The sequence below is a fragment of the Halosimplex yunnanense genome, assembly GCF_054504345.1.
Map to the genome: position 1 here is coordinate 317,318 of NZ_JBTJEL010000035.1, position 23,504 is coordinate 340,821.

Consider the following 23,504-nt stretch of genomic DNA (forward strand, 5'->3'; position numbering starts at 1 on the left):
GCTCGAGTGGCCGAACGCATCCGTGACGAGCGGTCGGGTTTCCAGTCCGCGCCTCCGCGTTCGGTAGCTTGATGCGCCGTCCACGGTATCGATGTGACATGTCAACGCGACTCGGTGCGATCGGTCTCGGCGCGCTCGGACGGATGCAACTCGACGGGATTACCAGCCACCCCGACGCCGACGTGGAGGTCGTCGCCGGGTCGGACGTGGCCGCCGAGGCCCGAGAGTCGTTCGCCGCCGAGTACGACGCGCCCGCCTACGCCGACTACGAGGCGATGCTCGACGACGAATCGCTGGACGCCGTCACCATCGTCACGCCCCACACCCTCCACTACGAGCAGACCGTCGCCTGTCTCGACCGCGACCTCGACGTCCTCCTCGAGAAGCCGATGGTCGCGGAGACGGGCCACGCCGTCGACCTCGTCCGCCGCGCCCGCGAGAGCGACGCCCTCCTCCAGATCGGCTACCAGCGTCACCTCCATCCCGGGTACCGAGCCGTCCGCGAGGCCGTCACGAGTGGACGCATCGGCGACGTCCACATGGCCTCCTGCTACCTCGCGCAGGACTGGATCGACGGCGTCCAGGGCTCGTGGCGCGCCGACCCCGACCTCTCGGGCGGCGGCCAGCTCATCGACTCCGGGTCGCACCTGCTCGACGCGCTCCTCTGGACCACCGACTCGCGTGCCCGGGAGGTCGCAGCCGTCATAGACGACCGCGACCACGACGTGGACGTCAACTCCGCGCTCGCGGCCACGCTCGACGGCCGAAACGGGCCGATCACCGCCAGCATCGGGATCAGCGGCGACGGCACCGGCTTCGAGGAGTCGCTAGTGCTCTGGGGGACCGACGGCCACCTCCAGTACGGCGAGCAGGGTCTCGCTATCTTTGACGAGCCCGGCGCCGAACCCGAGACCCGGCAGTTCGACGCCGGTAGCTACCAGGAGCAGACGACGAAGAAAGTGCTCGCGTTCCTCGACGCCGCCGCCGGCGAGCGCGAGAACCCGGTCCCGCCGGAGTTCGGCCTGCGCGTCACGGCGCTGACCGAAGGTGCGTACCGCGCCCGCGAGTCCGGCGAGACGGTCGACGTGACCCGGCTCGTCGCGGACGCTCGTGAGGAGTACGGAGAGTAACGGCGAGGGGTGTAATTTCTTCTGGCGCGCGCTGTCGCGCGCTTTCATGCGCGCGATGTAGCCGTGCGAGGGATGAGCGATGGAGCGAAGCGACTGAGTGAATCGGCTGGGGAGGCGTGTGGCCGTCTGCTGTGGCGTGCGGTGCGATGCTGTTCCCTGGTGGACTGAAAGGGCGAGGCGGGCTCGCGTGCAGTTCAGTCGTCTGCGCGGGCACTATCCGCGCGGGCGGTGCGGAGAGCGCGGATATCCCGCGCAGCGACCGCGAGCGCGCCGAGGGCTTTCAACTCTCTGCGTATCCTGCGGTTGCTGTCCCAAACACTCTTAGCGAGCGCACCGAGGGCTTTCAACACTCACTGTTCCTCGCGGTAGCGGATACTACGACTGCTAGTGAGTGCGCCGAGGGCTGTCAACGCTTAGTCCATCCGACGGCAGCAGCCGATCCGACAACTAGTGAGCGCGAAATACCTGATCAGAACCCGCCCAGATCACCGACGTCGTCCATCGTCTCACCGAGTTCCTCGCGTTTCGCCACCGCGCCGTCGCCGTCGAGCGAGAGCGCGCCTTCGACGGCTTCCATCGCGCCCTCGATCGGATCGTGGGTCTCGACGTAGGCGGCCAGCGCGAACGCCTGGTCGGAGACGCCCGCGAGTTCGACGGCCTCGGTCCGGGGTAGTTCCCCGGCGAGCCAGTCGCGGACGATATCCCGGCCCATCGGGCCGACCGGGGAGACCGACTCGCCGAACAGGTGCAGCGCCTTCGCGCCGTCGGTGGGCGCGATGCCGGCGACGCGGGCGCTCGCGCCGACGCTCTTGCCCTCGGCGTAGGCATCGACGAGCGTCGCAGCCTCCGCCGGATCACACGGCAGCGCGTCGGCGAACGGCTCCAGTCGCTCGGCGAGCGGGTCTGCCGTCCGGTCGACCGTCGCCACTCCCGAGTCGTGCTGCTCGTCGACCACCTCGATCCCCGCTGCGATGTCCGCCAGCCCCATTGCACGCGATTTCATTCCTCTCCGGTTTAACTGTTGGTGGTTCTACACCAACGGGGCAGTCGATCTGCTGGTCGGTCGACGCCCCCGTCGGACGGTCGAGCCACTTCTTCGGCCGATCGATCCGGTGACGGCAGATACTTGCCGCTGGCCGTGGGGAACGTGACCATGGCTGACACCCTCCGATACGGAGTCGTCGGTTGCGCGGGGATCGGCAACGCACACGCCGAGGCGGTCCGCGACGCTGACGGAGCGACACTGGTCGCCTGCGCCGACCTCGACGCCGAGGCCGCCGAGGCGTTCGCCGACGAACACGACGTGGCCGAGACGTACGAGGATCCAGCGACGATGGTCGCAGACGGCGATATCGACGCCGTTAGCGTCTGCACGCCAAGCGGGACCCACGCCGACGTGACGACGTCCGTCGCCGAGGCGGGGGCACACGTCCTCTGCGAGAAGCCGCTGGACGTGACCGCCGACCGCCTCGATCGGATGATCGAGGCCTGCGACGACGCGGGCGTCACGCTCGCCGGGGTCTTCCAGCGGCGCTTCGACCCGGACCTCCGCCGGGCGAAGCGAGCCGCCGACGACGGCGAGATCGGCCGACCCGTGTTGGCCGACACACACGTCAAGTGGTTCCGACCGCAGTTCTACTACGACGACGCCGAGTGGCGCGGCACCCGCGAGATGGACGGCGGCGCGTTCATGAACCAGGGGATCCACTCCCTCGACGCGCTTCAGTGGATCATGGGCGGCGTCGAGTCCGTCCAGGCCGAGATGGACGCGCTCGACCGCGACCTGGAGTGTGAGGACACCGGTGCGCTCGTCCTGCGCTTCGAGAACGGCGCCATCGGCACCGTCGCGGTCACCACGGCCACCAAGGGCGGCAGCGACCGCACCGAGATCAACGGCACCGAGGGAACCGTCGTGCTCGAGGAAACCGAGATCACCGACTTCAGCGTCGGCACCGGCGAGGAGTCCCGCTGGCACGCCGAGACGGAGGACCGCGAGTTCGAGGGCGACCCCCACGACGCCGGCGTCGGCCACGACGGCGTCGTCCAGGACTTCGTGACGGCGGTCCGCGAGGGCCGCGAACCCGAGGTCCCCGGTCGAGAGGCCCGCACCGCCGTCGACATCATCCTCGCGGCCTATCGGTCGTCCGAGACCGGTGAGCGCGTCCGGCTGGACGAGGTTCGCGCAGACGAGTGAGCCTGCGAACCGAGGTAGCAGCCGTCCGAGGCTGAACCGTTCGTCTCGCTCCGCGTCGCACTCGCGAGATGGCCGTCGCGCCGCCGACTCGCCGTACCACCTACCGGTAACCGGTCGGTGGATCGGCCGCGATAGCCCCGGAGAACCGGCGCGACCGCACGGCTTATTAACCCCTCTCCGGTCGAAGCGTCGCATATGAGCACGACAGTCACTGCGTGCCCGGAATGTGAAGGGCAACTGCGGAGCGACGACAGCGAAACGGTCTGTGCGAACTGCGGCCTCGTGGTCGCCGAGGACAACATCGACCACGGCCCCGAGTGGCGCTCGTTCGAAGACGACGACACCAATCGCGAACGTACCGGTGCACCGCTGACCCGCTCCCGTCACGACCGCGGCCTCTCGACCGAAATCGGCAGATCGACCCGTCTCAAGGGGCGCAAGCGCCGGCGGATGGCGCGGCTCCGCCGCCAGCACAACCGTACCAAGATCGGCTCGAAGGCCGAACGCAACCAGGTGTACGGTTTCACCGAGATCCGCCGGCTCGTCGGCGCGCTTGGGCTCTCGGACCACATCCGCGACCGCTCGTGCGTCCTCTTCGAGTCCGCGCAGGACGAGGACCTCCTGCGCGGGCGCTCGCTCGAAGGGTTCGCCGCCGCGACCGTCTACGCGACCTGCCGCACCGCGGACGTCTCCCGGACCGTCGACGAAGTCGTCGGCGAGGCCCGCGCGTCGAAGGCGGAACTCTCAGCCGCGTACGACGCGCTCAACCGCGAACTCGGCCTCCCCACGGGCCCCATCGACCCCGCGGAGTACCTCGCCCGGTTCGCCAGCGACCTCGACCTGCCGCAGGACGTCGAGGGCCGCGCCCGCGAACTCGCCGAGCAAGTCCGCGGGAGCGGCCACGTCACCGGCCGCAACCCCGCCGGCGTGGCCGCCGGCTGTCTCTACACCGCTGCCGACGAGCGCTCCTATCCGCTCACTCAGCAGGAGGCCGCCGACGCCGCCGACGTGACGCCGGTCACGCTCAGGGCCACCTATCAGGCACTGACCGAAAGCGGGGACTGAGCCCGACTTCTCGTCCGTCTCGACCTATCAGCTCCCTGTGTGAAATGTAGTTCTGAAAACAATTATCGGCCGGCCGGGAGACTCTCCGTTCGTGTTCGGGCTCTCCGATTACACGGGGCTTGGCCACCCCGACGGGGTGGGAAGGTGGGACACACCATCGATCGTTCTTTACCGGGTGTCTGTCAACGGAGTGTCGAGATGGATATAACTACAAATGGGGATGAGGCGGGCAGTGGCAACACCGTCGACGCGGGCGATCGAGTCCACATTCCGGCCGCTGTCGGCTTCGCCGGCCCCGCATCACCCACGGCTACGCCACTGGACCTGCGTACTGGCAGGCCCGCTTGACCGTCTCCGCCAGTTCGGCGAACGCCGCGGTCGCGGCGGCGTCGGGTGCGTGCTCGCCGACTGGAATACCGGCGGCTTGCGCCTCGGCGACGGCGTCGGATTCGGGAACTGCGGTCACCGGCCCGCCGAGTTCGCGGGCCACGAGATCAGTCGGAGACGCCTCGCTCGCCCGGTTCAGGGCGATGGCAGCCAGCCCGGCGTCGAGTTCGCGGGCGAGCGCTCTCGCCCGGACGGCGTCGCCCAGCGCCGACGGGTCCGGTTCGGTCACGAGGACGCACGCGTCGGCCGTGAGCAGCCCGAGTCCCACGTCGCCGCACATCCCCGCCGGGCAGTCCACGACGACGCGGCCGTACTCGTCTCTGACGCGCTCGACGGTCTCGACCAGTGCCGTGGGATCACAGGCCCGCGCGCCCGCCAGCGACCGGCCGCAGGGCAGCAGCGCGACTGGACCACCTTCCCGGACGGCTTCGGTCGGGTCCGCCCGGCCGGCCAGCACGTCGTGCAGGTCCGGGCCGCGGTCCGCTGGCAGGTCCGCCATCGCGAGGTCGGCGTCGACGACGACGCCGTCGAGGTGCGCCCCGAGGTTGTATGCGACCGTCGACTTGCCGACGCCGCCTTTCCCCCCAACGACCGCCAGAATCATCGCTCGACCGCATCGCCGCTCGCGTCTGTCGCTCGCCGCTTCCCGTTACGCTGGACGGAACCGTCCTCATCGCACCGAACCAGCAACTCGTCCACCCGCTGGCGCACCTGCTGGAGCGCTCGCCGATCGGTCGTTTGCGCCGCAGCGAGCGGTCGATCGGCCCCTTGACGGCCCGAATTTACTGTTCGTTCCCGCTCGGCTGCGTCGAGACGCGCTTCCACGTCCCGGAGCCACGTCCGGATGTCGCTCGGGACGAGCAACGCTTCGGCGCCGGCAGGACGCTCCGTTCTGCCGGCGTCCCCGAGCGGCTGTCCGCGGGAGTCCGTTCTCGCGCCCGCTCGAGTCTGTTCGGGGGTTTCGTCGCGGGCCTCGGCCGTTCCACCTGAAGCGTGGCTGTCCGGATCCCCCGCTGTCGTCTCATTTGTCGGTCCATATCGCCCGTCATCCGGGGCGGGAACCGGGACGCCGTCACGCGGGACGACCGGGTCACCGAGCGCACGGACGACGCCGGCGGGCGTCTGGTCCACCGCGGGCACGGGACTCGCTCGGGATCTCTCGCCGGCGTCCGCTCCATCGGCCTCCGCGACGGGTTCGGTCGAGACCACTTCCGCGGGCGGCTCTTCGGGCGGGGCGGGACTCGCGTAGCCGACCGTCAATCGACCGTCTGCGGGTACTTCACCCGTGAAAACGCCGTCGTCCCACCCGGCGGCGGGCTGACCGCGGTGCCGCGGCGGCCAGACGGGGCCGTCGAGGCGGTTCTCGACCCGCACCCGACACGGCCGCTCGGCCGCGACGACGAGTCCGACCAGCGTCACCCCCTCGCTCCGTTCGAGACTCCAGTCCAGCGTGACCATGTGCGGCGGTGGTCGCCCGTTCCGACTTAAATTCGCGGACGGGGGACGCCAGTCGACCGTCGCGACCGCCGTTCAGACTCGGACGATCGGCGCGTCGAACCACTCGGCCGCGGCCCCGACCGACTCGAAGCGATCACAGGCGAGCACGACCGGTGCGCGCAGCGCGGCCACGCGACCGACCGCCAGCGCGGCGGTCACGTCGTCGACCTCGAACGGGTCGTCGCTCCCGTCGGTGGGCGCCTCCGGCACTTCCGCGACGGCCGCCTCGTACTCCTCGCGGATCCGCCCGACGAGGTGGGCGCGGGCGCTCCGTTCGAGGTTGGCCCGCCGGTCTTCGAGGCGGCGGCGTCGCTCCCGGGCGTCGCGACTCTCGCGGGCCTGCCGCTCGGCCCGCTCCAGCGCTTCCCGTGCGGCAGCCCGCTCGGTCTCGTACTCCGAGAGTTCGCGGGTCGCCTCGGCCAGTTCGGCCTCCAGATCGCTCACGTCCCGTCCGGCTTCACGGCCGGCCTGAACCCGCCCCCGAAGCGCGGCGACCCGCTCGCGGATCCGGTCGACTGCGGCGTCGGTTCCTGCGAGGCGTTCGCGCGGGCTCTGTACGTCGGGCGACGACGGGACCGTCAGCTCCGATAACTGCTCGCGAACGCTCGCGAGTTCGTCGTCCTGCGGCGCCTCGCCGCCCCGCGACCGGGCCGCAGCCGCCAGCGCCGTTCGGACCCGGAGTGTCATCGACGGCTGCAGGCACCCGACGTGGTCGTGGACACGCCGCGGCGACGGGCACTCTACCCGAAGTGTCTCCTCGTCCGATGACTCTTCGTCGACCGTACCCTCGCCGCGGATCACGGTCACGAGTCGCTCGGGATCGATGTCACGGTCGCGCAGATCCGCCGTGCGACGCTCTCCGTCGCCGAACCCGACGACCGGTCTCCCCCCGGCGCTCATAGCTCGGCGTCGCGCATCCGCTCCGGCGACGGGTGATCGGTCCCGTCGGCGAAGGTCGCGTATGGGAGCGCGGGTTCCTCACGCTGTTCGTAGGCCGCCGCCGCTTCCCGTATGGACCCGTCGAGCGCCTCGAACTCGTTGAACGGTCGCGTCTGTTCGATCTGTACGTCTCCCCCGTGTTTCTCGCGGAGCCGCAGCGCCTGGAACGCCGCGAACTCCGTCTCGGCGAGCAGCGCGACGCGCCCGAACCGCCGGACCACGATCTCCTCGTGTGTCCGACAGACGTTCCGGAGCGTCCCCCGCGCCCCCCGTGAATAGGCCACCACCAGTAGCACGCCCGGCGAGTGCGCTCCCGGCCGAGATAAAAGTGTCGCTCGGAAGTAACGACTGGCGTCAGTGGCTCACTGCAGGAGGTGGCGCTTGCGGATTTCGGGTTCGTCGGCACCGAGTTCGACGACGGCGTCGAACAGCGAGGCGATGCCGTCGACGGTCGTCCGGTCGTGCGCGCTCGGGTCGATGTGGAAGTGCGCCCGCGCGTCGGCGGCGTAGAGCTGGCCGGTGATCGCGTGGAGGAACTCGTAGGCCGTCTCCGTCTCGACGTACTGGAGCATCGCCGTCAGCGAGTCGACGCAGACGACCGGCGGCTGCTCCCACTTCGAGAGCAACTCGCCGATGGCGATCCCCAGCCCGGTCAGGTCGCTCGGCGAGGAGACGTGCTCGACGGTGACGCCCTCGGGTTTCGAGCCGGACGACTCGCCGACGACGATGACCGTCGCGTCACCCGGCTGCTCGTCGGTCGCGCCGGCCCACCGGTCGAGACAATCGTTCGCGTCCCCGCGGAAGGTCACCCACAGGACGTTCGCCGCGCCGGGATCGGAGGGGACCAACAGGTCGGTACAGGCCTCGTCTTCCCCGCCGGTCATCGACGGCGCACACAGCAGCACGTTCCGAGCGTCGGCCAACTCGGTGCTCAGGTCGGTCATCACTGATTGGAAAGTTCACTCAGTATAGCCGCGGCGCGACCAAAGTCCTTCCGCTCGGTCGGTGCGGTCGATCCTCCGGCCGGCCGCTACGGCCGCTCGTACCGTTCGACGGTGAACTCTCCGGGACTGTCGACCAGTTCGCGAACTCGCTCGCGAGCGCCCTGGGGCGACCCCGCGAGGACGACCGTGCCGTCGACCCGCTTGCCGCTCCCGCACTGACTCTCTTTGCCGGCGCCGGTGGCTGCATCCCCGTCCGACTCCGTGCTGCAGGCCCGGTACGCGGCGAGTTCTCCGTCGAACTCCGTCGCGTAGGTCCGGAGCGTGCCGCGGACTTCCCGCTCTAGCTCCGCCAGATCGATCTCGCCGTCTTCGAAGTCACCGAGCGCGTCCTCGACGTTTCGCAGGGCGGAGATCCGGTCCATCGTCCGATCAGGTCGTGCGCAGGTGGTCGGTCTGGGGCTCGTACACCTCGCCTTTCTGCTTGAGCTTCTCGATCTCGTGTTCGGCTTTCGTCTCGTCCATTCCGACCTCCTCGGCGCGGTCGATGACGACGTCGACCGGTGCCCCCTCGTCGTACTCGTCCTCCAAGTCCTCGATGAGCGTCTTGAGGTTCTTGATCCGGTCGCGCTGGCTCTTGGTCGTCCCGGCCTCGATCATGTCGGCGTCGAACTCGCCCGTCTCCGGGTCGACGCCCACGTCCTCCATGCACGAGCGGACGATGTCGATGACCCGCGCCGCGTCCTCCTCGGTCACCTTGTCCGACAGCCGGACCCGCGCCGAGGCCTCGGCCAGCCGCACCGTCGCCTCCAGCTTCCGCGCCGTGACCGGCACCGCCGCGTCCTCGTCGGCGCCCTGGGTCCGCAGGTCGACGTAGAAGTCCTCGATCTCCTCGCGGGCCGCGTCGGTCATCGTCGGGTAGCAGTTGCGCTTCGCGTAGGCGATGTACTTGCGCAGCAGCTCGGGCTCGATGGTCGGCGCGACGTCGTCGGTGACGTTCTCGACCTCCTCGTCGCTGAAGTTCGACGTGTTCGACTCCACGCGGTGGGTGTGCAACTCGCCCGCGTAGTTCGTCCGCAGGATGTGGTCGGCGAGGTTGCGGTCTTCCTCCTCGTTGGGCTGGTCGGTGACCGTGAAGATCAGGTCGAACCGCGAGATGAGCGCCGGTTCGAGGTCGATCTGCTCGCTGATCGGCTCGTACTGGTCGAACCGGCCGTACTTGGGATTGGCCGCGCCGAGCAGCGAACACCGCGATTTGAGCGTCGCGTTGATGCCGGCCTTCGAGACGCTGATCTCCTGCTGTTCGAGCGCCTGGTGCATCGCCGAGCGGTCGTCGGCGGCCATCTTGTCCAGTTCGTCGACCGCTGCGATGCCCTGATCGGCGAGAACCAGCGCGCCCGCTTCGAGCGTCCACTGCTGGCCGTCGCCGAAGTCGTCGCGGACGGCTGCGGCGGTGAGACCGGCCGACGAGGAGCCCTTCCCCGAGGTATATACCGAGCGCGGCGCGATGTTCTGGATATATGACAACATCTGCGATTTGCCAGTCCCAGGGTCTCCTATCAGCAACATATGGAGGTCTCCACGTATCCGGGATTCGTCAGGAAGGTGCTTGGTGACCCCCGAGAACAGCTGGAGGATCATCGAGAGCTTCTCGCGCTCGTAGCCGTAGATGGAGGGCGCGATGGCGCCGACCATCTGGTCGTAGATGCCCTCTTCCTCGGAGAGGTCGATGATCTCGTTTTTGTCCTCCTCGGTGATGTCCATCTCCTCGAACTGCTCGTCCTCGATCTCGACCGAGAAGCCGTCCATGTAGGTGTCGAACATGGGCGACTGGTCCTGGTCGCTGCCCTGCTGGTCGAGTTTGAGGACGCCGGAGACGCGGACGTGGTCGCCCGCGGTCACTTCGCCGGTGATGTCGTCCTCGATGTTGACGTCGATGTTCTGGGGCGTCTCGCCGCCGCGTAGCCCCTCGGGGGACTCCTGAACCCGGATCTTCTGGGCGTCGATGAACTCCGACTGGTCGAAGTTGATGCGGAACGGCCCTTGCCGCTCGCAGCCCTGGCACTCGTGGGGCTCCTGGAAATCGCCGGTCTGCTGGGGAATGCGGGTGAGCGTGCCGCAACGCTGGCATTCGAAGGCGGCCTGCGTGATTTTCGGCTTGACGTCGGTGGCCTTCCGGACGATGCCCTGGACGGAGATGAGCTGACCGCGGTGGTCGGCGCGGAGCTCCCGGATGTCCGTCGAGTCGGGGAGGTTGTGGATGCGGACGTGGGCCTGCCCGAGTTTCACGTCGACGGGCAGATCGTAGAGGCGCAGCGCTTCCTCGGCGTACTCCCGGAGTTCCTCGGGGTGGTTGCGCACGTCGTCGGCGAGGTCGGGATCGAAGCGGTAGATGTCCTGCCAGTCGAGGTAGAGAGATTTCTGCTCGGTCGGGTACTTCTGGGCGAGATCGCCGATCTCGTCGCGGTAGTAGTCCCGATAGAGGTCCTCGAAGGCGTCGATCAGTTCGGTGTTCTCCGCGCGCGCCATTGGGTGAACCCAGTTTAGCCCTCCCTCGGATAAGAAGGTTCGCAAACCGGGGCGAAAGTGAAACGCCCGACGACGTGGCGATCGGCCGGGCTATCGGGGATATCGGATACACGCCGTTCGGCGGTCACCAGCTCACGTCGTACGTACAGCGGTCGGCGTCGTCGCTGCAGGCACCGACCTCACAGACGCAGACGAACCCGTCGGCGTGGGCGACGGCGACGCCCTCGATGATACCGCGATCGAACGGACAGGGATAGGGCGTATCACACTCGATTCGGCCGTCTTCGTCGCCGATCTGTCGGAAGGAGTACCCCCCGGCGTCGCCGCGGTGACGGTCGCGATACACCTCGTCCAGCGCCGCGAGCGCGGCCGGCACTGACTCGAGGTCGTCGGGGTACTCGACCGCCCGGGCGATCCGCTGGCCGAGCGCGTGGACCGCCTGGTCGCCCGCGACGTCGCGGATCGCCTCGATGGCCTCGACGCACGCGCCGAGCGAATACCACTCACACACGTTGGGAGATGCCATGTCGCGATCCCGGAGCGCGTTCTCGGCCGCCTCCCGGCACTCGGCGGAGAACTTCTCGACGCCGTCGGCGACTGCCACGACGATCTCACCGGTCACTTCCGCCTCCGCGACCGGGCTCTCGCCGGGGACCGAACTCATACCGGTGCCTACGGCCGCTCGCGTAAAATCCCTCCTGCCAAACCAGTTAGGAACGCCGACGTTCCGAAAGGAGAGATATCGAAGGGGTACGGTCGCCCTCGCTGTCCGCCCCGTGGCCGAGTGCCCATCGGCCACCTGAATCTGGGACGCGAACCGGCTTGACCGTCCGTCCTCAGTACTGTGGCCGTTTATACCGGTCGCTACCGGTGCTGGTCGAGTAGAGCGACGGCGAGAAGATGGGACCGCTCGGATTTGAACCGAGGTTATCGGCACCCAAGGCCGAAAGGATACCAAGCTACCCCACGGTCCCGCGAGAAGACGTTGCGGTGGGACCGATGAAAGCGTTTCGTTGCGCGACGGCCGCTGGCGAGGGCCGCCGATCGTCTCACACGCCCCAGAAGAAGGCGATCCCGAGGGTCGTGACGCCGGCGAACAGCAGCTGGAGCGGGCCACCGACGCGGAGGTAGTCGGTGAAGCGGTAGCCACCGGGGCCGTAGACGAAGAGGTTCGTCTGGTAGCCGACGGGGGTCATGAAGGCCGTCGAGGCGGCGAAGGTGACCGCGAGGATAAAGGAGAACGCGTTGGCGCCGAGCTGCTGGGCGGCCTCGACGGCGACGGGGATCATGAGCACGACGCTGGCGTTGTTGCTGATGATGTTCGTAAGCAGGGCGGTGACGAGATAGAGCACGGCGACCACGCCCAGCGGCGGGAGGACGGCGGCCGAGCCGACGACGAGGTCGGCCACGAGGTCGGCGCCCCCGGTGTTCTCCAGAGCGATGCCAAGCGGGATGACGCCGGCGAGCAGGAAGACTACGTCCCACTGGACGGCGTCGTAGATCTCGGTGGGCTTCAGACAGCCGGTGAGGACCATCAGGAGCGCGCCGGTGAGCGCGGCGACGACGATGGGGAGCACGCCGACGGCGGCGATCCCGACGACGCCGGCGACGACGCCGATGGCGACGGGGATCTTCGAGCTGCGGTAGTCCGGGCGGTCGATCTCCTGGGCGACGATGAAGTCGCGGTTGACGTTGAGGCGCTCGATGCTCTCGGGCGGCCCCTGAATGAGGAGGGTGTCGCCGACGCGCAACTGCACGTCGTCCATGCGCTGGCGGAACAGCTCTTGACCGCGCCGGAGCGCGAGGACGGTCGCGTCGTAGCGCTGGCGGAAGTTCGTCGTCGCCAGGGTCTCGCCGACGAGGTTCGAGCCCGGCGCGATCACGACTTCGACGAGGTTGTCGCGTTCGTTGGGCACTTCCAGTTCGTCCTCGTCGACCTCGACCTCGGGAAGGAGGTCCAGCCCCTCGGAATCGGAGAGTTCGACGAGCGTGTCGCGGTCGGTCCGCACGGCGAACACGTCGCCGGCCTGGATCGTCTTCGGGTCCAGCGGTTCGGTGAACGCGCGATCGCCGCGGATCAGCTGGACGAGGTCGATGTCGAAGTCGGTCTCGCGGAGGGCGTCCCTGACGGTCTCGCCGACCAGCGGCGAGTCCTCGCGGACGACGACCTCAGTGAGGTATTCGCCCATCTCGAACTCCGCGGTGAGGTCCTCGGCGAAGGGAATCCGCGCGGGCGTGAGCAGGCGACCGACTGTCAGCAGGTAGACGGTCCCGACGATCGAGACGACGATCCCCAGCTGCGTGAACTCGAACATCGTGAACGTGCGGCCGATGAGCCGGCCCGAGAGCTCCGAGGCGAGGATGTTCGTCGACGTCCCGATGAGCGTCAGCATGCCGCCGAACATCGAGGCGTACGACAGCGGGATGAGCAGTTTCGACGGCGAGGTCTTGCCTTCGTGGGCGAGATCGGTGACCATCGGCAGGAGGATAGCCACGGCGGCGGTGTTGTTGATGAATCCCGAGATCGGGCTGACGAGGCCGATGATCGCCCCGAGCTGGCGGCCCTCGCTCTCGCGGGTGAACCCGGCGATCTTCGAACCGAGGATCTGGATGACGCCGGTCCGCTGGACGCCCTCCGAGAGGATGAACATCGCGAGGACCGTCAGCGTCGCCGAACTGGCGAACCCGGAGAGGCCGTTGTCGGTGGCTGACAGGCCCGCCTCGGGGTCGCTCAGGACGACCAGCGGCTCGGCGAGCAGGCCCCAGTCGGCGGCCAGCGCCGACAGCGGTTCGGCGACGAGCAGGGCGATGAGGATGCCGATGGCCGTGATGTCGACGGGCACCGGCTCGGTGGCGAACAGGACCAGCGCGGCGAGGATGACGAGGAAGACGAACGCCGCACCCGCGGAGATCCCGAATGGCACGTCCGACGGAACTCGCGGCGGTGGGAAAAAAGTCACCATCGCCGCGGTCGGCCTATCTCGGCCGGATCGAGAAACGCCGGGGGAGCCGACCGACGGCGGACGGCTCGATGACCTTCCGTCCGGTTACGGCGGCCGAACCGGCCGGTCCGAGCGCCGTCGCCGCCGTGTTGCGGGCGTGCCAGGCGTAGGTCCGGACGAACTCGACGGGCGTCGTGACGGTCCCCTGCGCCGTCGCGTCGCCGGCGTGGATCCCGTCGAGCACGTCCGAAACTGTCATCGTCGTCCAGTCGACGCCCGCCGGGAGTTCGACGCTGGTGAACGCTCGCCCGATCAGGTCGGGCGTGTGCGCATCGCTCCCGCCGACGGCGGCGTGTCCCGTTCTCGCCGCGAACCGGCGGGCGTGGCGGTTCTGCGCACCGGTGACGGCAACCGCGTTCAGCGTCTCGACGGCGTCCAGATCGCAGCCGGCCAGCGTCTCTCGTCGGACGCCGTGGCGGCTGATCTGGAAGGGGTGGGGAACGATGGCTACGCCGCCGACGTCTCGGACCAGTTCGACGGTCGTCGCGAACGGAAGTCCCGGATCGGGCGCCTTCGACACGCCGAGCGCGAGGAGGTGGCCGTCGGCGGTCGATACCTCGACGCCGGGGACGACGAGGAGGTCCGTCCCCTCGGCGGCGGTGACGGCTCGCCGGGCGCCGTCGACGGCGTCGTGGTCGGTGACAGCGATCGCGTCGAGGCCGGCGGCGACGGCGGCGTCGACGACGGCGTCGGGAGCGGCAGAACAGTCGTGAGAAGCGTCGGTGTGGACGTGCGCGTCCAGGGTGATCGTTCGGGCCGGGTCCGACCCGCTCGCGGCGGTCATTGGTTCGTGCATGTCGCCGACCGGCATAACTGACGCGGTGAGTTCTTTGCGGTGAGAATCGGTCTGGCCGATGCCGTCGACGACAGTTTGTACTCCCCGGAGTCGTGTCCGCCGTGACCACGACCGATTACCGCTCGTCGTCGCGGAGTTCCATCGTCGCGACGATCTCGTATGGGTCGTGGCCCTTCCGGATGCCGTCGAGCAGGAGGAACGCGTCGTCGGGCGAGAGGAAGTGGGAGGTGACCGCCCGGCCGAGCGGCGTCGGCTCGAGCCCGTCGATGAACTCGTACTCCAGCAACTTGCCGAGGGCGTGCTTCGTGGGCACCTCGCCGATCATCCGGTCGTTGAGCCGCTTTGCGTGCTTGCCGCCGACGGTGACGTTGGCGAGCGTCTCCTCGACGGCCGCGCCCTCGTCGTAGCGGGTGATCACGGGGTCCATTTCGCCCTTGAGGAGCTTGAACGCCACCTCGTCCTCGCTCATCTCCTGGCTGTTGTGGTAGTGACCGTCGGGCTCGACGAGGACGTAGACGGTCCCCTTGTCGTGGTAGTCCGGCCGGCCGGCGCGGCCGAGCATCTGGTGGAACTCCTGAACGGTGAGCCACTCGATGCCCATCGCCAGCGAGTCGAAGATCACCTGCGAGGCCGGGAAGTCGACCCCCGCCGCCAGCGCCGCCGTCGTGACGACCGCGGCGAGATCCTGGTCGGCGAACATCCGCTCGACTTTCTTCCGGCGGCCGTGGTCCAGCCCCGCGTGGTACGGCGCGGAGTCGTACTCGAGTTTTCGCGAGATCTCGTGGCAGCGCCGCCGGGAGTTGGTGAAGATGATGGTCTGGCCGCGGTAGCCCTTCGACGATTTCGTGTCGAACGCCCGGCGGACGAGCTTGTTCTCGATCCGAGCCTTCTCGCGGCCGTCCGCGAAGGTGACGTGGCGCTCGATGGGGACCGGTCGCTCCTCGAACTCGATGAGCTGGGCGCGGAGCTTGCGGGCCAACTCCTCCGGGTTGCCGACGGTCGCCGACAGGTAGATCCACTGGGTGCCGTCTGTGCTGTGGTTGTCCGACAGCTCCCCGCAGTAGTGCTTCAGCCGGGAGATGAGGCCGTCGAGGCGGTGGCCGCGCTCGTCCTCGCCGAGGGTGTGGACCTCGTCGATGACGACCGTCCCGATGTTACCGAGGTCCTTCCCGGTCCGCAGCGCGTGGTCGATGCCCTCGTAGGTCCCGACGATGACGTCGGCGCCGGGGTCGAAGCGGCCGCCGCCGTCGTTGATGCGACTGGCGCCGACGCGCAGCGACACGTCGACCATGTCGCCGTAGCGCTCCTCGAAGGACTCGTGTTTCTGGTTGGCCAGCGCGACGAGCGGGACGAGGAAGAGCATCTTCCCCCTCCCGTTGAGCACGCGGTCGATGCCGGCCATCTCGCCGACGAGCGTCTTCCCGGTCGCCGTCGCGGACACGACCAGCTGGTCCTGTCCGTCGGTCGCGCCGTTCTCGACGGCGAGGCTCTGGACGGGCAGCAGCGTGTCGAACCGGGATTCGAGATGCTGTTGCATCCCGGGGTGGAGGTTCAACGAGTCGACGGGGACGGGGTCGACCTCGTCGACGGTCGCCGAGATCTCGTCGAACTTCGTCAGGTCGGGGTCGAGTTCGCCCTTCAGGAGATTGGAGACGCGTTCGAGGTCCTGCACGTCGAGCAGGAGGTCGTAGAGCCGTTCGCGCGCGCCGCTGGTGAGTTCGCCCTTGTAGGCGAGTTCGCGATCGAGTTCGGCCTTCGCGCAGTCCGGACAGATGTACTCGCCGTCGGCCTCGATGGCCGTCTCCGACGTGATGGGGGAGTACTGTCCCTCGCTGGCGCAGAACCGGCAGGTCCGGACCGCCTTCGCGTCCAGCTGGTAGGCGTCGAGGAGGTCGAGGATCCGCTGGCGGGTCCCGGTGGAGGTCTGCTCGGAGATGCGGATCCGCGAGGCCGAGCGGGCGAGTTCGAGAAACAGGTCGGGCGGGCGCGGTTCTTCGCTGGACCCCTGTTTCACGCGGAGCCGGGCCGGTCGCGGCCCGGCGTCGGTCTCCTTGAGTTCCAGTATCGCGTGGAGGCGCCGCTGTCCGTCCTTGACGACGGCGACCCGCACGTCGTCGCCGTACTCGTGGAGGAACAGCGTTCCGACCTCGCCGACCTGCTGAGACACACTCCTCCCTCCGCCATCGAGGTATATCAGCGATTCGGACCGTCGTGCGGGGCGATACCACGCGACGCTCCCGGCGGTGGTTCGGCGATCCCCTCGGCGAGCCCTGCGGCGACCCGCCACACTTTGGTCGCCGGCATCCTCAATTCGACCATGGACATCGTCGTCACGGGCGGCCGCGGGGAGTCGGGCCGCTGGGTCCTCGACCGTCTCGCGGCCGACCACGCCGTCACCTGCCTCGACCGGGACCACCCCGGCGCGGCGGGCCACCCCGACGTGGCGTATCGCGCCGTCGACCTGACCGACACGGGGAGCGTCTTCGACACGCTGACCGCGCTCGACCCCGACGCGGTCGTCCACTGGGCGGCCATCCCCGTCGCCGACACCCACCCCGGCGTCGACGTCTACCGCAACAACACGCTGGCGGCCCACAGCGTCCTGAGCGCCGTCGGCCGGATCGGCGCTCGGGTCGTTCAGGCCTCCTCGGACGGCGCCTACGGCTTCTTCTTCGCCGAGCAGACGCCGGTCCCGGACGAACTGCCGATCACCGAGTCCCACGCACTCCGGCCGGAGGACGACTACGGGCTCTCGAAGGTCGTCACCGAGGAGATCGGGAAGACGATCGCCCGCCGCGACGGCGTCTCCGTGGCGTCGATCCGGCCCTCGTGGATCCAGACGCCCGGCGAGTACCCCTGTCGAGCGGAGGGCTACGTCGAGGACCTGAGCGCCGGTGCCGGCAACTACTGGTCCTACGTGGACGCCCGCGACGTGGCGGACATGGTCGCCGCGGCGCTCGTCGCCGACTTCGACGGTCACGAGGCGTTCAACTGCGTCGGCCCCGACAACGCGATGGGCAGCCCGCTGGCCGAGTTGATGGAGGAGTACTACGGCGCCGTCCCCGACGACTGCACGGTCGAGGGCGACGCCAGCGCCTACTCGACGGCGAAGGCCGAGCGACTGCTCGACTGGAAGCCGACCCGGTCGTGGCGCGACGCTGCGGACGCCGACGTGCCGGTTCCGGACGTCTGAGAACTCTCGTCAGTCGAACGCTTCGGGTTCGTCGTGCTGGACCGACCAGCCCTGGTTGATGCCGCAGGCTTCCCGCTCGGTGTACTCGATCTCGGTGTCGGGGCCGATCCGCGACCCCCCGTCGACGGCCTCGACGACCAGCGGTACGTCCATCTGGCTGCCGCAGCAGCCCACGTCGGTGAACTCGTCCCACTCGTCGCCAACCTCGGCGCTGTCGTGGACCTTCTTGAGGTAGGTCATGTAGTAGTCCGAGCGGATCCGCTTGCGCCCGTGGGTCCCGATGTCCGCCGGAAAGGAGAGCTCGATCCGGGTGGCCAGCGCGTCCGTCTCGTCGGCCTGTTCCTGACTGCTCATGCCTCCCAGTTCGAGGCCGAGCAGTATGGGACTTCCGGGGACGTGTGGTAGAGCGACTACTGAACGGGCCGAGAGATTGCAGCGGCGACCCGCGTACAGATCGATCGGAAAGAGCGTGAAAGCCCCGGCGCGTTCGACTCGGGCGCCTCGCTGTGCGCTTCGCTCGGTCCAGTGCTTGTTCCGAGAGAGCTTGCTCTCTCGGCGTTCGCCTCACCTCGTTCGGCTCACCGTCGTCGTCCGTCGTCGAACGCGCCGCCCCTTTCATTCCCGCCCGTGTCGGCTGGTCGGCCGATCTATGCGGGTGGGAATGAAAGGGGCCGCTCTCTCGGCTCCCGGGGCTCGCTGCGCTCCTCGGGCTCCGCCCTGCGGTGCTTACATCGCCCGGGTTCGCCGAGAGAGCGGGGGCTTTCACGCTGTTCTGCGGTGTTGTTCAGTTCCAGTTCCACGCTCGCACCTCGATCATTTCTCGTCGTCGACCAGTTCGATCGAGTCGTCGCCGGTCGGCACGGCACAGAGGAACGCGCCCTCCATGTCGGCCTCGTTGCGGTACCAGTGGACGGCGCCGGCGGGGATGTGCAGGGAGTCGCCGCCGCGGACGATGTGTTCCTCGCCGTCGATGCCGACGACGTACTCCCCCGCGAGGACGTACTGCTCGTGTTCGATCTCGTTGGTGTGTCTCGGTACCTCGGCCCCCGGTGCGAGGGTGAACCGACGGATCGCGAGGTTCGGCGCGCCGTGCTCCTCGCCGATCAGGACACCCTTCGAGAGGCCCTCGGCGGCGTCGACCTCCTCGTACTCGACGTCTTCGGCGCTCCGGATCAGCGGCGTTGCGGGGTCGGCGGTCGCGTCTGAGTCGCTCATGCGAGCGGCTACGACCGGGGGGACCATGACTGTAGTCCCGTCGCGGGATCGATAGAGAACCGTCCCCGCTCAGATGTCGGCGCGGTCGAACACGACGTCGAGCGATCGGGCCGTCTCGCGGGCGGCGGCCTCGTCGTCTAGCGCTTCCACGTCCTCGGAGAAGGGTTCGGCCATCACCGGGCCGTCGTAGCCCACCGCGTCGAGGTGGCCGAGGAACCCCTCGATGTCGATGACGCCGGTCTCGCCGGGCATCGCGCGCTCGGTGTCGACGTACTCGCCCATCGCCAGCCCCTCCGGCGCGTCGTTGACGTGCACGTCCACGATGTCGTCGGCGTCGAGCGGTTCGAGCGCGTCGGCCGACTCGCCGGCGGTGTGCCAGTGCCAGCTATCCAGCAGGAGGCCGACGTTCTCGCCGACGGCCGAGCAGAGGTCGAGCATCCCCTCGGCGGTCGAGACGAACTCGTACTCGTGGCCCTCGCGGATGGACACCGGGCCGAGGTACTCCAGTCCCAGGTCGATCCCGTGGTCGGCGAGGGTTTCGGCGACGGGTTCCAGCCGGTCGCGGTGGAACGCGAAGTTCTCGTCGAAGGGCCGCTCGTCGCTGAAGGACATGAGGTAAGTCGTGAACCGGGTGCAGCCGACGGCTGCGGCCGCCTCGGCGACCGCCGGGAGGTCGTCAAGGTCGGCCTCGTAGGATTCGGTGTCCCCGGTCACGTCGACGGGCAGATTCGCGCTGCCCGGCCGGAGGTCGTGGTCGTCGAGCACTGCGCGGTAGTCGTCGGGGCCGCGCTCCCCGAGAGCGGACAGGTCCGTCTGGATCGCGTCGAAGTCGTGTTCGGCGGCGAGCGCGGCCGTGTCCGGGAACGGCAGGTCGACGCCGACCTTTGCCGGCCCGAAGCTCGTGTACATGGATCGAGGGTCGGGGGCCGGGAGTTTATATTCCCCGCAGGGACCCCTGACTCGTCTCCGGCCACCCGCCGCTCCGAATTGCGCCCACACACGGGCTTAAGGTCGTCCCGGCACTATCTCCGGGTATGCGACGATTTCGACTCGGGAGCGCGTTCGGGATCCCGATAGACGTCGATCTCACCTTTCTCCTCGTGTTGCCGCTGTTCGCGTGGGCCATCGGGTCGCAGCTGGGCCGCTACGTGGGGATCGTCAACGAACTGTTCGGGGCGTCGATCCCCGTGGACGTTCTCACCACCTCGACGGAGCTGTCGCTCGGGCTGGGGCTGGTCGCGGCGCTGGGGCTGTTCGTCGGCGTCGTCCTCCACGAACTGGGCCACTCGCTGGTGGCGATGCGCTACGGCTTCCCCATCGGGTCGATCACGCTGTGGATCTTCGGCGGGATCGCCCAGATGGAGGAGATGCCCGAGGACTGGCGCCAGGAGTTCGCCATCGCCATCGCCGGGCCGGTCGTCAGCGTGGCCCTCGGCGTGATCTCCTACGCCGCGTTCCTCGCGGTACCCGCGGGCGAGTCGCTCGCGCTCGCGGCCGCGCGGTTCGTCCTCGGCTACCTCGCGCTGATGAACGTGGTCCTCGCGGCGTTCAACATGCTCCCGGGGTTCCCGATGGACGGTGGCCGGGTCCTCCGGGCGCTGCTCAATCGCACTCGGCCGTACGCGCGAGCGACCGAGATCGCCGCCGAGGTGGGGAAGCTGTTCGCCATCGGCCTCGGACTGTTCGGGCTGTTCGGCGGGGGCGGGCTCTTCCTCGTCGCCATCGCCTTCTTCATCTACATCGGGGCGGCGTCGGAGGCCCAGCAGACGGTGATGCGGGCGGCCTTCGAGGGCGTGACCGCCCGCGACGTGATGACGCCGGCCGACCGGGTCACGGCCGTCGACGCCGACCAGTCGGTCACCGAACTGATCGAGACGATGTTCCGCGAGCGCCACACCGGCTACCCGGTCGAGCGCGACGGCGAGGTCGTCGGGCTCGTCACGCTCGAAGACGCTCGCGCGGTCCGGGAGGTCGAACGCGACGCCTACCGCGTCGAGGAGATCATGTCGACGGAGCTGTACACGGTCGCGCCCGACGCGGACGTGATGACGGCGCTGGAGGAACTGGATTCACACGCCGTCGGCCGCCTGCTCGTCATGGACGGCGAGGAGTTCGTCGGCCTCATCACGCGGACGGACATCATGAGCGCCCTCTCGATCATCAAATCGAGCGGCCGCTACCAGTCCGAACCCGCCGACACGGCCGGACCGGGCGTGTTCGACGCCGACGAGTCGCGCCAGCCCTGACTACCTGGTGGTGGCCGGCCGTCTCCTGACCCCTCCACCGTTCACACGTCGTCGACGAGTTCGCCGATCCGGTCGATCGGCAGCGCCTCCATCGTCTGCGTGTCGAAGCCGTGGCGTTCGATGACCTGCGTCACCTGGAACGCCGTCTCGCGGTCGTCGACGTCGTAGAGGATCAGGAAGTCGTACTCGCCGAGGACGGCGTGGGAGTCCAGCACCTCGCCCCCGAGGTCGTGGATCTCTTCCCGGATGGATCCCCAGACGGAGACGAGTTCTTGCGGATTCTGGGCGTCGGCCTCGTGGACGTCGACCTCGCTGATGTAGGTTGGCATGGTATTCGGTCGCACAAGGGCCGGCAGCCCATTGTGGGTTACGGCGCGCTCGCGGTGGAGCGCCGTCACGAAGCCGTCGAGAGCCAGCGAATCGCCGGCTCAGAAGCCGTCGGGGAGAGAGTCGAAGGCCGCCGGGTCCTGCCAGAGTTCGTGGAGGGTGCCCGCCGCGAGAAAGCGCGTCGGGGCGGCGACCCATTCGGTCGTCACGGGGTCGGACAGCTCGGGGGCGTCGGTCTCGAACCACCACGCGACGTAGCGACCGTCGGCGAGCCGCGCCGTGGGGTACATCTGCCCGTCGACCTCGACGTCGACCCGCGTCTCGTCGTCGACCGGCGGACGCTCGTCGCCCTCGCCCGCGACGCTGATCTCGATCGGGATCGATCGCTCCCCAGCCTCGCCGACACTGCCATCGTCGCCGACACCGCTGTCGTCGCCGCGTTCTGTGGTCGGGATCATCGTCGTCTCGCCTCGATCCGAGGGCGTCCCTACGTATAAAGCCCAGTCGGTCATGCGTCAGACGCAGCGGCGCCTGCTAGGTTCAACACCACCGGTATCCCCCGCAACCGATACCGATCGTAATGCATCACCATCGCGGGACGGCGTCGGTCCCGGGCGGGGCCGACCGAGATGCGTCGTCGCCGACGCGGTCGGTGCGCGCGTGACGTTCTCCGCGGGCGTCGCCGTCGAGCCGGTCGTCTCGACGGGGATGAACCGGACTGCGGTCTCGACGTCGATGTCGGCCTCGCTCTCGAGCCGCCGTTCGATGTCGTCGTCGAGTCGCGGATAGGTCCGGCCGCCGGGCGTCGTGACCGTCGTGACGACGCGGGTGGGCGTGCGGCTGAACGGTTCGTCGCCGTACTCGACGCTGACCTCCGTCACCGTGAGGTTCGCGTACCGGTCGCTGTCGACGACGGTCTCGACGGAGGTGCGGATCGTCTCCGTGGACGACCCGGCCTGGTAGGCGGAGTAGGTGAACGCCCCGAGGATCGACGCGAGGACGAGGATCGCAACCACGAGGATCGCCGTCCGGTTCTGGACGTCGGCGAGCGATTGCCGTCGCTGGCGCCCGCCGTGGGCGCGGTAGCCCGAGACCCACAGCGTCGCCAGCGCGGTGAGGTTGATCGAGAAGGCGTTGACGAGCGCGAGCAACCCGGCGCGGAAGACGACGGTCGGCAGCCCCCACGCGATACCGATACCGATGGCGCCGACCGGTGGGACGAGCGCGGCGGCGACCATGACGCCCACGAGCGGCGTCGAGATGTCGCCGGTGAGACTCCTGGCGCCGGCCGCGCCGGACCCCAGCGCGACGACGAGCGCGAGCAGGTCGGGCGAGAGCCGACCGGAGATCTGCTCGATCGCGGTCACGTCGATGTTCGGCGGGACGAGGAAGAGATAGCGGACGACGACGGCGAACAGCGTCGCGCTCACGACCGCGAGCGCGAACCCGACCACCTGATAGGAAGCCCCCTTGCGGAACAACCCATCGTCCGAGAGGACGGTCCCGACGCTGGCGGCCAGTGCCGGCCCCACGAGCGGGGCGATGACCATCGATCCGACGACGACCGAGGCGCTGTCGAGCAGCATCCCGGCGGTCGCGACGACCGCGCTCACCACCACGAGCAGCACGTAGGTGTACCGGTCCGGGATGAGGTCCTTCGCGACCATCCGGATCTCCTCGTGGGCGATCCGCTCGTCCGGCGTGTGCTCGTCGTAGGCCTGCTGGAGTTTGCCGAACCGGTCGGAGACGACCGTCTGGACGTTCTGGACGACGACGTGGGACTCCTCGTCGAGGCCGATCTCGCGGAAGGAAGCCAGCGTCGGCTCGACGGCCTCGATCGGGATCGGGAAGGTCACGACCGCCTCGTACTCTCGGCCGTCCGGCCGGTTGGCGACAGTACCGACCTCCTCGGTCACGGAGTAGTCGATGCCCTGGTCGGCGAGGATCTGTTCGACGTCCCGTCGCTTCCCTTCCGGGACAGTCACGTGGACGAATCGCATGATGTGGGGCGGAGCGATCGCGCTCCTGTCGTGTCGGGGCGAG

23 protein-coding genes and 1 tRNA gene are annotated in these 23,504 nt (G+C 68.8%); 5 read left to right on the top strand and 19 right to left on the bottom strand.

From position 1 onward, the window contains the following. Positions 1-98: 98 nt before the first annotated feature. On the top strand, positions 99-1,130 hold the full coding sequence (locus tag AB2U09_RS15225) for a Gfo/Idh/MocA family protein (protein WP_459193578.1): 1,032 nt from the start codon (positions 99-101) through the stop codon (positions 1,128-1,130). A gap of 469 nt (positions 1,131-1,599) precedes the next feature. Here the strand turns inward: AB2U09_RS15225 and AB2U09_RS15230 are convergent, their stop codons facing one another. Continuing rightward, positions 1,600-2,118 (bottom strand): DUF7858 family protein, encoded by a 519-nt coding sequence (locus tag AB2U09_RS15230; RefSeq protein ID WP_459193579.1) that lies wholly within the window; start codon positions 2,116-2,118, stop codon positions 1,600-1,602. 165 nt (positions 2,119-2,283) lie between these two features. On the opposite strand from AB2U09_RS15230, the gene AB2U09_RS15235 reads away from it, so the two are divergent. Continuing rightward, a complete protein-coding gene (locus AB2U09_RS15235; RefSeq protein ID WP_459193580.1) occupies positions 2,284-3,324 on the top strand; it encodes a Gfo/Idh/MocA family protein in 1,041 nt (346 codons plus the stop codon). 195 nt (positions 3,325-3,519) lie between these two features. Beyond that, complete coding sequence (locus AB2U09_RS15240) at positions 3,520-4,389, top strand: transcription initiation factor IIB (protein ID WP_459193581.1); 870 nt, start codon at positions 3,520-3,522, stop codon at positions 4,387-4,389. Positions 4,390-4,699: 310 nt separating this feature from the next. Here AB2U09_RS15240 and AB2U09_RS15245 read toward each other — a convergent pair whose 3' ends face one another. The 12 genes from AB2U09_RS15245 to AB2U09_RS15300 all read right to left on the bottom strand — a co-directional run bounded on the left by AB2U09_RS15245 (position 4,700) and on the right by AB2U09_RS15300 (position 16,647). Continuing rightward, a complete protein-coding gene (locus AB2U09_RS15245; RefSeq protein ID WP_459193582.1) occupies positions 4,700-5,380 on the bottom strand; it encodes a MinD/ParA family ATP-binding protein in 681 nt (226 codons plus the stop codon). Continuing rightward, positions 5,377-6,234 carry a DUF7857 domain-containing protein gene (locus AB2U09_RS15250; RefSeq protein WP_459193583.1) on the bottom strand — a complete coding sequence of 286 codons (858 nt, stop codon included), beginning with the start codon at positions 6,232-6,234 and terminating at the stop codon, positions 5,377-5,379. The genes AB2U09_RS15245 and AB2U09_RS15250 overlap by 4 nt, the downstream gene beginning before the upstream one ends. 72 nt (positions 6,235-6,306) lie before the next feature. Further along, entirely contained in the window at positions 6,307-7,173 is an 867-nt protein-coding gene (locus AB2U09_RS15255) for a DUF7856 family protein (protein ID WP_459193584.1), read from the bottom strand. Beyond that, on the bottom strand, positions 7,170-7,508 hold the full coding sequence (locus tag AB2U09_RS15260) for a DUF7855 family protein (protein WP_459193585.1): 339 nt from the start codon (positions 7,506-7,508) through the stop codon (positions 7,170-7,172). Before AB2U09_RS15260 ends, AB2U09_RS15255 begins: the two co-directional genes overlap by 4 nt. Positions 7,509-7,574: 66 nt before the next feature. After that, positions 7,575-8,156: a DUF7504 family protein gene (locus AB2U09_RS15265; RefSeq protein ID WP_459193586.1), complete on the bottom strand. Its 582-nt coding sequence runs from the start codon at positions 8,154-8,156 to the stop codon at positions 7,575-7,577. Positions 8,157-8,242: 86 nt separating this feature from the next. Next, entirely contained in the window at positions 8,243-8,578 is a 336-nt protein-coding gene (locus AB2U09_RS15270) for a DUF7854 family protein (RefSeq protein ID WP_459193587.1), read from the bottom strand. A 7-nt stretch (positions 8,579-8,585) separates the two neighbouring features. Next, the gene (locus tag AB2U09_RS15275) at positions 8,586-10,682 is read right to left on the bottom strand and encodes a minichromosome maintenance protein MCM (RefSeq protein ID WP_459193588.1); all 2,097 of its coding nucleotides are present in this window, start codon (positions 10,680-10,682) and stop codon (positions 8,586-8,588) included. Between the two features lie 124 nt (positions 10,683-10,806). Beyond that, positions 10,807-11,346, bottom strand: coding sequence for a hypothetical protein (locus AB2U09_RS15280; RefSeq protein WP_459193589.1), 540 nt, complete (start codon positions 11,344-11,346; stop codon positions 10,807-10,809). A 237-nt stretch (positions 11,347-11,583) separates the two neighbouring features. Continuing rightward, positions 11,584-11,656, bottom strand: a tRNA-Pro gene (locus AB2U09_RS15285). Positions 11,657-11,731: 75 nt separating this feature from the next. Then, positions 11,732-13,645 (bottom strand): SLC13 family permease, encoded by a 1,914-nt coding sequence (locus tag AB2U09_RS15290; protein ID WP_459193590.1) that lies wholly within the window; start codon positions 13,643-13,645, stop codon positions 11,732-11,734. A 13-nt stretch (positions 13,646-13,658) separates the two neighbouring features. Further along, positions 13,659-14,468: a CehA/McbA family metallohydrolase gene (locus tag AB2U09_RS15295; RefSeq protein WP_459193591.1), complete on the bottom strand. Its 810-nt coding sequence runs from the start codon at positions 14,466-14,468 to the stop codon at positions 13,659-13,661. Between the two features lie 127 nt (positions 14,469-14,595). Further along, entirely contained in the window at positions 14,596-16,647 is a 2,052-nt protein-coding gene (locus tag AB2U09_RS15300) for a DEAD/DEAH box helicase (protein ID WP_459193592.1), read from the bottom strand. Positions 16,648-16,797: 150 nt separating this feature from the next. On the opposite strand from AB2U09_RS15300, the gene AB2U09_RS15305 reads away from it, so the two are divergent. Then, entirely contained in the window at positions 16,798-17,673 is an 876-nt protein-coding gene (locus AB2U09_RS15305) for an NAD-dependent epimerase/dehydratase family protein (RefSeq protein WP_459193593.1), read from the top strand. 9 nt (positions 17,674-17,682) lie between these two features. On the opposite strand, the gene AB2U09_RS15310 is transcribed toward AB2U09_RS15305, so the two are convergent. From AB2U09_RS15310 to AB2U09_RS15320, 3 genes are all read right to left on the bottom strand, one after another. Further along, entirely contained in the window at positions 17,683-18,027 is a 345-nt protein-coding gene (locus AB2U09_RS15310) for a DUF7968 family protein (RefSeq protein ID WP_459193594.1), read from the bottom strand. A gap of 459 nt (positions 18,028-18,486) precedes the next feature. After that, positions 18,487-18,888, bottom strand: coding sequence for a cupin domain-containing protein (locus AB2U09_RS15315; protein ID WP_459193595.1), 402 nt, complete (start codon positions 18,886-18,888; stop codon positions 18,487-18,489). Positions 18,889-18,957: 69 nt separating this feature from the next. Continuing rightward, positions 18,958-19,797, bottom strand: coding sequence for a sugar phosphate isomerase/epimerase family protein (locus AB2U09_RS15320; RefSeq protein WP_459193596.1), 840 nt, complete (start codon positions 19,795-19,797; stop codon positions 18,958-18,960). A gap of 125 nt (positions 19,798-19,922) precedes the next feature. Here AB2U09_RS15320 and AB2U09_RS15325 point away from each other — a divergent pair, with 125 nt between their 5' ends. Next, entirely contained in the window at positions 19,923-21,134 is a 1,212-nt protein-coding gene (locus tag AB2U09_RS15325) for a site-2 protease family protein (protein ID WP_459193597.1), read from the top strand. Between the two features lie 41 nt (positions 21,135-21,175). Here the strand turns inward: AB2U09_RS15325 and AB2U09_RS15330 are convergent, their stop codons facing one another. From AB2U09_RS15330 to AB2U09_RS15340, 3 genes are all read right to left on the bottom strand, one after another. Continuing rightward, positions 21,176-21,463, bottom strand: a complete 288-nt coding sequence (locus AB2U09_RS15330) for a GYD domain-containing protein (RefSeq protein WP_459193598.1) — start codon at positions 21,461-21,463, stop codon at positions 21,176-21,178. A 99-nt stretch (positions 21,464-21,562) separates the two neighbouring features. After that, positions 21,563-21,919: a hypothetical protein gene (locus AB2U09_RS15335; protein ID WP_459193599.1), complete on the bottom strand. Its 357-nt coding sequence runs from the start codon at positions 21,917-21,919 to the stop codon at positions 21,563-21,565. Between the two features lie 57 nt (positions 21,920-21,976). Next, a complete protein-coding gene (locus tag AB2U09_RS15340) occupies positions 21,977-23,461 on the bottom strand; it encodes a TIGR00341 family protein (RefSeq protein WP_459193600.1) in 1,485 nt (494 codons plus the stop codon). Positions 23,462-23,504 lie beyond the last annotated feature (43 nt).

Bases quoted from the DNA above. Each gene is read 5' to 3' on its own strand.
- AB2U09_RS15315 (WP_459193595.1), bottom strand. From the start codon at position 18,888: ATGAGCGACTCAGACGCGACCGCCGACCCCGCAACGCCGCTGATCCGG.
- AB2U09_RS15250 (WP_459193583.1), bottom strand. From the start codon at position 6,234: ATGGTCACGCTGGACTGGAGTCTCGAACGGAGCGAGGGGGTGACGCTG.
- AB2U09_RS15230 (WP_459193579.1), bottom strand. From the start codon at position 2,118: ATGGGGCTGGCGGACATCGCAGCGGGGATCGAGGTGGTCGACGAGCAG.
- AB2U09_RS15325 (WP_459193597.1), top strand. From the start codon at position 19,923: ATGCGACGATTTCGACTCGGGAGCGCGTTCGGGATCCCGATAGACGTC.
- AB2U09_RS15320 (WP_459193596.1), bottom strand. From the start codon at position 19,797: ATGTACACGAGCTTCGGGCCGGCAAAGGTCGGCGTCGACCTGCCGTTC.
- AB2U09_RS15335 (WP_459193599.1), bottom strand. From the start codon at position 21,919: ATGATCCCGACCACAGAACGCGGCGACGACAGCGGTGTCGGCGACGAT.
- AB2U09_RS15275 (WP_459193588.1), bottom strand. From the start codon at position 10,682: ATGGCGCGCGCGGAGAACACCGAACTGATCGACGCCTTCGAGGACCTC.
- AB2U09_RS15240 (WP_459193581.1), top strand. From the start codon at position 3,520: ATGAGCACGACAGTCACTGCGTGCCCGGAATGTGAAGGGCAACTGCGG.
- AB2U09_RS15265 (WP_459193586.1), bottom strand. From the start codon at position 8,156: ATGACCGACCTGAGCACCGAGTTGGCCGACGCTCGGAACGTGCTGCTG.
- AB2U09_RS15305 (WP_459193593.1), top strand. From the start codon at position 16,798: ATGGACATCGTCGTCACGGGCGGCCGCGGGGAGTCGGGCCGCTGGGTC.
- AB2U09_RS15310 (WP_459193594.1), bottom strand. From the start codon at position 18,027: ATGAGCAGTCAGGAACAGGCCGACGAGACGGACGCGCTGGCCACCCGG.
- AB2U09_RS15225 (WP_459193578.1), top strand. From the start codon at position 99: ATGTCAACGCGACTCGGTGCGATCGGTCTCGGCGCGCTCGGACGGATG.
- AB2U09_RS15255 (WP_459193584.1), bottom strand. From the start codon at position 7,173: ATGAGCGCCGGGGGGAGACCGGTCGTCGGGTTCGGCGACGGAGAGCGT.
- AB2U09_RS15280 (WP_459193589.1), bottom strand. From the start codon at position 11,346: ATGAGTTCGGTCCCCGGCGAGAGCCCGGTCGCGGAGGCGGAAGTGACC.
- AB2U09_RS15295 (WP_459193591.1), bottom strand. From the start codon at position 14,468: ATGACCGCCGCGAGCGGGTCGGACCCGGCCCGAACGATCACCCTGGAC.
- AB2U09_RS15245 (WP_459193582.1), bottom strand. From the start codon at position 5,380: ATGATTCTGGCGGTCGTTGGGGGGAAAGGCGGCGTCGGCAAGTCGACG.
- AB2U09_RS15270 (WP_459193587.1), bottom strand. From the start codon at position 8,578: ATGGACCGGATCTCCGCCCTGCGAAACGTCGAGGACGCGCTCGGTGAC.
- AB2U09_RS15330 (WP_459193598.1), bottom strand. From the start codon at position 21,463: ATGCCAACCTACATCAGCGAGGTCGACGTCCACGAGGCCGACGCCCAG.
- AB2U09_RS15340 (WP_459193600.1), bottom strand. From the start codon at position 23,461: ATGCGATTCGTCCACGTGACTGTCCCGGAAGGGAAGCGACGGGACGTC.
- AB2U09_RS15235 (WP_459193580.1), top strand. From the start codon at position 2,284: ATGGCTGACACCCTCCGATACGGAGTCGTCGGTTGCGCGGGGATCGGC.
- AB2U09_RS15290 (WP_459193590.1), bottom strand. From the start codon at position 13,645: ATGGTGACTTTTTTCCCACCGCCGCGAGTTCCGTCGGACGTGCCATTC.